The sequence below is a fragment of the Desulfovibrio cuneatus DSM 11391 genome (genome assembly GCF_000430005.1).
Classification (GTDB): Bacteria; Desulfobacterota; Desulfovibrionia; order Desulfovibrionales; family Desulfovibrionaceae; genus Frigididesulfovibrio; species Frigididesulfovibrio cuneatus.
This window is the reverse complement of the sequence record NZ_AUCY01000069.1, coordinates 1-2639: the sequence shown is the minus strand read 5'-3', so window position 1 is coordinate 2639 and position 2639 is coordinate 1. Positions and strand designations below refer to the sequence as shown.

Sequence of the window (2639 nt, the reverse complement as noted above, 5' to 3'; positions counted from 1 at the left end):
TGCGCTACAACGATATTGTACAAAAAGCCGAGGTTCACATGGCAAAAAAAACAGCCAACACCCCCACGTTTGAACAGCACATGAAGCGCCTGCAAGAAATTGTGCTGGAACTGGAACGGGCCGACCTGCCCCTGGAAGAAAACGTGAGTTTGTATAAGGAAGGGCAGGCCATTGCCCAAATATGCAAGGAAATGCTGGACACCGCCCGCAACGAAATTCTGCTGTGCAATGCCGATAGCAGCGAAACACCCTTTTCCAGCGACAAAGCCGGGGAAGGAGAATAGGGAAAATTCTACAATACTATTAATAACTTATAGCACTCAACCCTCTACTCAATAATACTCATATCGGGGTAAAGGAGGGGGTTTGGGGGAACCATCAGGGCTTCAAGCCCTGTTGGTTCCCCCAAATTGCATTACTCCCCCTGCCTTTTTCCACGGAAAAACTCTTTCATTATCTCTTTGCATTCAGCTTCGCATATGCCGCCCATGTGCCACGGGTGGTGGTTCAGGAAGGGTTGGTCCAGGGCTTCCAGGCGGGAGGCAACGGCTCCGGCGGCGGGGTCAGTTGCGCCGTACACCACCCCGGCAATGCGGGCATGGGCCATGGCCCCGGCGCACATCATGCAGGGCTCAAGGGTAACAACCAGCACGCAGCCTTCCAGGCGGTAGTTGCCTGCGGCGGTGCCAGCTGCGCGCAGGGCCAGTATTTCGGCATGGGCTGTGGGGTCGTGCAGGGCTTCCGGGCTGTTGTGAGCGGCGGCAATAATGGTGCCGTTGCCGTTCACCACCAGCGCCCCCACGGGCACTTCTGCTGCGTGGCTGGCCTTGGCAGCTTCGGCCAGGGCGAGGTGCATAAGCGCTTCCCAACTGGGCCAGCCTGGGGGTGGCGGGGGGATAATGCGGGTGGGGAAAGAAGGGCTGTGCATGGTGCAATAGTTTTTAGCATATGCCAGCCCGGCTGTATAGCGCCTTGACGGCAGAGTGTACATGGCAGAAGCCTGCAACCAAGGGTTACACTATTCTTTTACTTCTACTATGCTGGGGCTGTTATGCAATGCCAGGGTGGCGTTGCATCTTTTTGGGGTATTGGTGCAGGTGCGCGTGGCAACGACCTGGGCCAATTCGGAACCAACAGCATGGTGGAGATTTGTATGCAAAGGGAAATGACAACAGAAGAGTTCTTGCGGGAAGTGGTATTTGGCGGCAACAAGGCATCTGGTTCCAGGGGAACCCTTTTGGCTACAACAGGGGGGCGGCCTGCCTACGCGGCTGCACCTGCGCCCAGTGCGCCCCATGCCATGCAGCAAAGCCAGGGGCCAGGGGCGTTGCTGGAAGGACAAAACAGGGGCATGGGCAGTTCTGCCGTGTTCAGTATGCAGTGCCAAACCAACAGCCAGCATAAGGTGGTGGGGAAAACAGAGCAGACCCCCGCTGCCAGCAAACAGTGGCAATATGCCTATGACGGCGCAGGCCACCTGACAAGCGTTGTGTGTAATGGCAAACAGGTGGAACGGTATGCGTATAACGCCAAAGGCCAGCGTTGCAGCGACCAGTTGTGGCACCAGGGAGTGGAGCGAAAGTTTACTTACAATGCCAAAGGGCAGCTTACAGAGGCAGGCGCGGCCCAATATTATTATGAAAAAACAGGGGCGCTGCACTGCAAAAAGGAAGGTCGCAAGAATACCTACTACTCCTACGGTAACGACACCCGCCTGGACAAGGTCATTCTGCCCTCTGGCGTGGAATTACGCTATGAATACGGCAAATCGCTTATGCCCATACGGAGTTTCTTGAATGGCAGGCCCGCCTGGGAATACCAGTGGCAGGGCGAAACCCGGCTGGTTGCCTGTTATGATGTCATGCAAGGCACCCACTATGCCTTCCATTACGCGGAACAGCGCATGCCCGTGGGGGTAACCATTACAGGCACCGGGGCAGAGCTGGTGCAGGAACAGGCCCGGTATGGCACCATAAATAATTATTGCCCGGCGTTCAGCCAGAACCCGGAACAAGCGCCTGCCGTTTTTTTGCATATAGGGGTGAACCAGGTGGGTAGCGTGCGGACATTGAGTACCGATAGCGGTATATTGATAAAAGAAATGCAGTATGATAGCTTTGGTACAGTAGTGGAAGATACCTTTGTGGCCCTTACTTTTCCCCTTGGTTTCTGCGGCGGGCTGGTGGACGGCTACACCGGGTTTGTGCGCTTCGGCTACAGAGATTATGACCCCGCCACAGGGCGGTTCACTTCTTTGGACCCCTTGGGCGATACCGGGGGCGACCACGACCTGTACGATTATTGCGTTGATGACCCGGTGAGTATGAATGACCCTAGTGGGTTGATAGCGCCAGCCGTTTTAGGGGCTTTTCTGGCAGGGAAGGCGGCGGCTTTGGGGCTTGGGGTGGGGGGTGCCTGGGTTGCTGGAAAAATGGCAGATACCATTCACAGCGAACGGGATGAAACAGAACGTACCGAAGCCGTGGATGGTGTGAAAAAAACGCTGTCAAAGACTGCGGCAATAAGTGGTGTTTCCACCATACCGGGAGCTGTTGTTATGGGTGCGCCTGTAGCGGGAACAGCTTTTCGTGCGGCAAGCGCTGCAAGTGCTGCCGCTGCCCAGCGTATTGCTGCGGGGG

At 56.0% G+C, this 2639-nt stretch carries 3 protein-coding genes; 2 read left to right on the top strand and 1 reads right to left on the bottom strand.

Annotated elements, in window-relative coordinates; all coding sequences use genetic code 11:
- Nucleotides 1–284: exodeoxyribonuclease VII small subunit (xseB, locus tag G497_RS0112475; protein WP_051258110.1), on the top strand; the 284-nt coding region annotated here is incomplete at its 5' end.
- A gap of 131 nt (nt 285–415) precedes the next feature.
- On the opposite strand, the gene tadA is transcribed toward xseB, so the two are convergent.
- Nucleotides 416–928: a tRNA adenosine(34) deaminase TadA gene (gene tadA / locus G497_RS0112470; protein WP_034637911.1), complete on the bottom strand. Its 513-nt coding sequence runs from the start codon at nt 926–928 to the stop codon at nt 416–418.
- Between the two features lie 123 nt (nt 929–1051).
- Here tadA and G497_RS0112465 point away from each other — a divergent pair.
- Nucleotides 1052–2639 (top strand): RHS repeat domain-containing protein (locus G497_RS0112465; RefSeq protein WP_027188386.1); only part of this gene is annotated, 1588 nt, incomplete at its 3' end.